This window comes from Pseudolactococcus yaeyamensis (assembly GCF_054658615.1).
The window spans coordinates 21,808-27,807 of record NZ_BAAGGP010000035.1; the positions used below are offsets into that span (position 1 = coordinate 21,808).

Annotated in this window: 7 protein-coding genes and 1 tRNA gene; all 8 read left to right on the top strand. The window is 38.9% G+C overall.

Annotated features, from left to right (window positions below):
- Positions 1 to 122 precede the first annotated feature (122 nt).
- The 8 genes from rhaB (at position 123) to ACYQ21_RS08240 (ending at position 5,983) form a co-directional block, all read left to right on the top strand.
- A complete protein-coding gene (gene rhaB, locus ACYQ21_RS08205) occupies positions 123 to 1,586 on the top strand; it encodes a rhamnulokinase (RefSeq protein WP_460057429.1) in 1,464 nt (487 codons plus the stop codon).
- Complete coding sequence (gene rhaA / locus ACYQ21_RS08210; protein WP_460057431.1) at positions 1,583 to 2,839, top strand: L-rhamnose isomerase; 1,257 nt, start codon at positions 1,583 to 1,585, stop codon at positions 2,837 to 2,839. The genes rhaB and rhaA overlap by 4 nt, the downstream gene beginning before the upstream one ends.
- 19 nt (positions 2,840 to 2,858) lie before the next feature.
- On the top strand, positions 2,859 to 3,686 hold the full coding sequence (gene rhaD / locus ACYQ21_RS08215) for a rhamnulose-1-phosphate aldolase (RefSeq protein WP_460057433.1): 828 nt from the start codon (positions 2,859 to 2,861) through the stop codon (positions 3,684 to 3,686).
- 11 nt (positions 3,687 to 3,697) lie between these two features.
- Positions 3,698 to 3,931 (top strand): hypothetical protein, encoded by a 234-nt coding sequence (locus tag ACYQ21_RS08220; RefSeq protein WP_460057435.1) that lies wholly within the window; start codon positions 3,698 to 3,700, stop codon positions 3,929 to 3,931.
- 72 nt (positions 3,932 to 4,003) lie between these two features.
- Entirely contained in the window at positions 4,004 to 4,519 is a 516-nt protein-coding gene (locus tag ACYQ21_RS08225) for a sugar phosphate isomerase/epimerase family protein (RefSeq protein ID WP_460057437.1), read from the top strand.
- 5 nt (positions 4,520 to 4,524) lie between these two features.
- The gene (locus ACYQ21_RS08230; protein WP_460057439.1) at positions 4,525 to 4,692 is read left to right on the top strand and encodes a hypothetical protein; all 168 of its coding nucleotides are present in this window, start codon (positions 4,525 to 4,527) and stop codon (positions 4,690 to 4,692) included.
- 6 nt (positions 4,693 to 4,698) lie between these two features.
- Positions 4,699 to 4,762, top strand: a tRNA-OTHER gene (locus tag ACYQ21_RS08235).
- 306 nt (positions 4,763 to 5,068) lie between these two features.
- Positions 5,069 to 5,983 (top strand): tyrosine-type recombinase/integrase, encoded by a 915-nt coding sequence (locus tag ACYQ21_RS08240; protein ID WP_460057441.1) that lies wholly within the window; start codon positions 5,069 to 5,071, stop codon positions 5,981 to 5,983.
- The last annotated feature ends 17 nt before the right edge of the window (positions 5,984 to 6,000 follow it).

Below are 6,000 nucleotides of genomic sequence, written 5' to 3' on the forward strand. Positions count from 1 at the left end.
ACATTTACCAATATAGTGCAATTATACACCAAAATAGTGAGATGTAACAGTGGAAATTAAGTTATATACTAAATCATATAGGGAAATGATAGCGTTTTCTAAAATAGAGAGTGAGGAAAAAGATGACAATATTTGTTGCAGTAGACATTGGTGCCTCAAGTGGTCGACTGATTAAAACAGGTAGCCATCCAACAGGTCAGCTAGTATTGGAAGAAATTCATCGATTTAAAAATGGCTTTTCTAAAGTTGGGCAGCATGACTATTGGGCTATTGACCATTTAGTGCAGGACATTTTAGTGGGTCTACAAAAACTCAAACAAGATGGTGTAACTGACTGCATCCTCGGTATTGATACTTGGGCAGTTGATTATTGCTTGATGGATAAGGTCGGTCAACTTCTCCAGCAGCCCATTGCCTATCGAGACGAGCGAACCAGTCAAGCTGTCGCAGCTTTCAAAGAGAAGATGCCACTAGAAACCTTGTATGGCAAAACAGGGATTCAAATTCAGCCCTTTAATACCCTTTTTCAACTTTTTGTTGAAGATAGAGCCTTACTTGATCAAGCGGATAAGTTGCTACTGATTCCTGATTATCTGGGCTATGTTTTAACTGGTCAGCAGGTCATGGAAAAGACAAATGCGTCAACCATGCAGCTCTTAAATGTTGCGACTCAAACTTGGGATAAGGATTTGTTAGCAATCCTTGGCATTTCTGAGGAGCTGTTGCCACCCCTAGTGGATGCGGGCAATGTCTTGGGTGAGTTGCAGTCAGAGCGTTTTCCAGAATTTGATTTGCCTAAGGTCACAGTGGTCAATGTGGCCAGTCATGATACAGCCTCAGCAGTCCTTGGCACACCAGCAGTTACGAACGAAGAGTGGGCTTATATCAGCAGTGGCACATGGTCTTTGCTTGGCATTGAGACAAAAGCATTTGATGTCTCCCAAACAGCTTTTCAGGAAAATTACACGAACGAATGGGGTGCCCACAACACGATTCGTTTTCTGAAAAATATCATGGGAATGTGGCTGATTCAGGAAGTGGCGAGGGGTGAAAATTATCAGCACAGCTATCCCGAAATGGCAGCTTTGGCGGCTGAAGTGCCTGCCTTTCAGCGGTTTATTGATGTCAATGCTGACAAATTACTCAATCCGGATGACATGTCTAACGCCATTCAAGTCGCTTGCCTAGAAAATGGACAAACTGCACCAGAAACCACGGGTGAATTAGCGCGAACGATTTATGATAATTTAGCCCTGTATTATGCTGTTGAGCTTGAAAAATTAGGGCAATTGGCGAGTATCAAGGATAAAATTAAGACCCTCCACATCGTTGGTGGCGGGGCAAATAATGACTTTTTAAATCAATTAACAGCAGATGTCACAGGTCTTGAAGTGATTGCGGGACCAAGTGAGGCGACAGCCGTTGGTAATATTATCATGCAACAAATCGCTGTTGGCCAGCTTGCGTCCATTCAAGCAGGACGGCAATTGATTGCTGAGTCATTTGACTTTAAACATTATCAACCAAGTAGCGACTATCAAGAAGTCGTTCAAACTTATAAAAATTGGTTAGGAGAAAATAAATGACACAAGTTAAAGCAAGATTTGAAGTAGCAAAAGCGCAGTATGAGACAATTGGTGTGAATGTTGAACAGGCATTGAAAACATTGGCTCAGACAAAGATTTCAGTGCATTGTTGGCAGGGCGACGATGTGAAAGGCTTTCTAAATTCGGGTGGCGAACTGAGCGGGGGTATTTTATCGACTGGTAACTATCCATGTGTGGCAAGAAACGCTGACGAATTGCGTCAAGATGTGGATAAGGCGCTATCACTCATTCCGGGCAAGCATAAACTCAATCTGCATGCCATTTACCTTGATACAGATGAAAAGGTTGATTTAGATGAAATTGAACCCAAACATTTTGAAAAATGGGTGACTTGGGCAAAAGAAAAGGGTTTAGGCTTGGATTTTAATCCGACATTTTTCAGTCATCCCATGTATCAGGATAACTACACCTTGGCGCATCCAGACAAAACTATTCGTGATTTCTGGATTGAGCATGGCAAACGTTCGAGAAAGATTGCGGCATATTTTGGTAAGTCATTAGGTCAGCCAACCTATAACAACTTCTGGGTGCCAGATTCGAGCAAGGATAATCCCATTGACCGTTTGGCACCTCGTCAGCGTCTAATGGACTCGCTTGATGAAATTTTCTCAGAAGAAATAGATGAAAATTATACGATTGATACCGTCGAATCTAAGGTTTTCGGTATCGGTGGCGAGGCCTACACCGTTGGTAGTCATGAGTTTTACATGGGCTATGGCTTGACACGTGGCAAGACGATTTTAATGGACGCAGGACATTATCATCCGACTGAAGTGATTTCAAACAAAATTTCAAGTCTATCTCTATTTTCTGACAAGCTGATGCTCCATGTGTCGCGTCCTGTGCGTTGGGATAGCGATCACGTGATTATCATGGATGATGAATTGCAAGAGATTATGAAAGAAATTGTTCGTGGCGGTTTACTTGAGCGAACAGCGATTGGCCTTGACTTTTTTGATGCGACGATTAACCGTGTGGCAGCTTGGGTTGTGGGTGTGCGCAATGCGCAGAAAGCCTTGCTCAAAGCTCTGTTAGAACCTACCGAAGATTTGAAACAATTGGAACTGGACTTTGATTTTACCAGTCGCTTAGTTTTGACGGAAGAATACAAGGATCTGCCATTTGGGGCAATCTGGGATTATTTTTGTGAACAACAAGGCGTACCAGTTGGTGCGGCGTGGTTTGATGATGTCAAAAAATACGAGGCAGAAGTCCTGTCTAAACGTGGCTAAGTAGAAAGAGAGAAAAACTGTGAAAAAATTAGATATCTTACATGCAGATTATGTCCAAGAAATGATTGAGGTGACCTCAAATCTTTACCGATTGGGCTGGGATGAGCGCAATGGTGGTAACATTACTTATTTGCTAGACGAAGCAGAAGTCCTCCCTTTTCTTGAACCAACAGAAGTGATTCGAGAAATTCCGATGATTTTTGATGCCAGTGAATTGGCTGGGAAATATTTTTTAGTAACAGGTTCAGGGAAATATTTTAAAAATGTTGCTAAAAAGCCTGCTGAAAATCTAGGTTTAGTGCGAATTAAAGCAGACGGGAAAACGCTGGAATTGCTCTGGGGCTTGGATAATGGTGCTGTGCCAACCAGTGAATTACCAAGTCATTTCATGAGTCATATTGCTAGATTAGCTGTTGACCCTGAAAATCGCATTATTATGCACAATCATGCGACGCATTTACTAGCCATGACCTTTACCCATGATTTAGATGAAAAAGCCTTTACACGAACTTTATGGCAAATGTGTACGGAATGTCTGGTCGTCTTTCCAGAAGGTGTTTCAGTCATTCCATGGTTTGTACCCGGTACCAATGAGATTGGTGAAGCAACAGCAGCAAAAATGAAAGAAACCCGCTTGGTGCTCTGGCCGCAGCACGGTATTTATGGGGCTGGTCGTGACATGGATGAAGTTTTTGGCTTGATCGAAACAGCTGAAAAAGCAGCGCAAGTTTATACCTATGTTTGTGCGCAAGGTGGCATTAGACAAACATTGACAGATGAAAATCTCTGGAAACTTGCGGCAGGTTTTGGTGTGACACCACGTGAGGGGTATCTTGGAGAAAAATAAGGCTGTTTGTGATGATTGAAAATAAGTATCCATTTACATCAGAGACAACGCTTGAGCAGCTTAAAATAATTTACAATGACCTGATGAGAAAAATCGAACTTGAAAATACAAGAGCAAAAATTATTGTGCAAGTAAAGATGATTACGACCAAGATTAATCTACCTGAAAATTATCAGTTTGATCCAGAGTGTTTGGAAATTTGTCGGAAAATTAAAGCTGTGACTGAAGCTTGTGAGCTAATTTGAATTGAAATATCAAAGACTGGACTATCAAGAATGATTGAACAGTCTTTTAGTTTATAACAGGAGAAATAGACGATGCCATATAACTTAGCTATTCGTGGGCATGATTTGTCAGCTCAATTGACGATTGAAACGTTACCAGCAGAAATTCAGAAAATGGGTATTTCAAATGTCCAATTGGCATTGCCCCTCTCATTTCCAACTGTGTCAAGTGAAGCAGAAAATTTGAGCCCTGGATTTGGGACTTATGTTAAGCATATCTTTGAACAATCACAAGTTCAGATTGCTATTTTGAGTTGTTATATCAATATGATTCATCCAGATTTGTCAACTCGGGAAGTTGCCTTGCAAAAGTTTGAAAGTTATATCCGACATGCAAAGTATTTCGGAGCCCCAATCGTTGCGACTGAAACGGGAAATGTCTTTGAAGACATTCATTATACAGAGGATAATTTTACTGACGAGGCTTTTGAACAAGTTGTGGCATCCGTTCAGCGATTAATTGCAACAGCAGAACATCATCACACTATTATTGGCATTGAAATTTCTGAAGCTGAGTATTTTGAAAATAGAAGATGTTGGAGATATTGAATACTATGAGTATTAAAGATGTAGAACAAGATTATTTTTGTCAAGTTTGCAGTGGTTTTAGAATTTTTAAAGTAGATAAAAAAATAATCTCGGATAATGGGCGTAGGTGGCGAGAATTTACACTCAGTCATCATGAGCATTACGAGGTTAAATTTAGAAAAGAATTGAAATAATTCGGTGTATCTCTAGTCTAATGGTAAGACACTTGCAAGAGAGTTACAGGTTCGATTCCTGTGAGATACGTTAATTATAAAGAGACAGGAGTGGTTTAGATGGATATTAATAATTTTCCAGATATTTTGGTGGATAAACAGACCCTGATTGAGCAATATTTTCCGTCATTCAAGAAAAAACACTAGAAAAATATTTGACAGAAATTCGCAAAACTGAACAATTTAAACATATCACGATAAGCCCAAGTAGTAGGTTGACTTTAATCAATCCTAAGGGTTTTTTTGAATATTTGAAGTATCGAGAATCACAAAAATTTAGTTAAAGCATGGTATAATTAGTTATTCAACTAATGATATACCAAGAAAGGTGGGTATATTGTTTTACAAAAAAACAAGTAACGGCAAGTACCGTTACTACGAAAAATATTATGACGAAAGTGAGGGTAAATGGAAACAAGCGACGATTACGTTAAATTCCAAGACCAGACAGGCACAAGGGGAAGCGAGACGAAAACTTGAAGCAAAGATTGAAAAGAAATTACTTGAAGATGATATAAGTAAAAGGTTAGGTCAAAGGGCTAACCAGATAACAGTTAAAGAGGTTTACGATGAATACAGTGCTTTTCGTAAGCAAGAAGTCAAAGATAGTACGTTCTATACACAAGACAACACTTTAAAAAGTATTCTGGTAAATATCCTAGATAAACGAATAAAAAGCATTTCAAGTGGCTATTTTCAAAACTTTTTTATATCAAGCGAAAATTCAAATTCATATAAAAAATTACAAAAAACACTCGTTAAAATATTCTTTGATTACGCAGTAAAAATAGGTTACGTAGATGTCAACCCTATTGACAAAGTTGAATTACCAAAGTACAAACGAACTTTTGAAGAATTGGAGAGAAAAAGGGTTAAATTTTTCTCCAAAGATGAAATGAAGTTATTTGTAAAACATTTTGAATCTACAACTTCTGCAACACGACTGAATAATTTAATTGAAATGATGTACCTGACAGGGTTAAGAATTTGTGAAGCGCTTGCTTTGATGTGGGAAAATGTAGATTTAGAAAATCGAACAATTAAGGTCAAGTATAATATAGATAATCATAGTGCAAGTTTAAAGGCGTTTAAATTAACGACACCTAAGACAGAAGATTCTTACAGAGAGGTCTCTATAAACACACGGTCGTTTCATAAACTTTTTATTACGTCAGTCAATATCTTCTCATTCACCAAGCATTTCAATAGATTCTGCTTGACACTAACCCTTTTATTTACTTGTTTCAAATAAGTACGATGAGCCAAAAT

What these genes read in the sequence shown, in the direction of transcription:
- rhaB (WP_460057429.1), top strand. Translation starts at nt 123, where the DNA reads ATGACAATATTTGTTGCAGTAGACATTGGTGCCTCAAGTGGTCGACTG.
- rhaA (WP_460057431.1), top strand. Translation starts at nt 1,583, where the DNA reads ATGACACAAGTTAAAGCAAGATTTGAAGTAGCAAAAGCGCAGTATGAG.
- ACYQ21_RS08230 (WP_460057439.1), top strand. Translation starts at nt 4,525, where the DNA reads ATGAGTATTAAAGATGTAGAACAAGATTATTTTTGTCAAGTTTGCAGT.
- ACYQ21_RS08220 (WP_460057435.1), top strand. Translation starts at nt 3,698, where the DNA reads ATGATTGAAAATAAGTATCCATTTACATCAGAGACAACGCTTGAGCAG.
- ACYQ21_RS08225 (WP_460057437.1), top strand. Translation starts at nt 4,004, where the DNA reads ATGCCATATAACTTAGCTATTCGTGGGCATGATTTGTCAGCTCAATTG.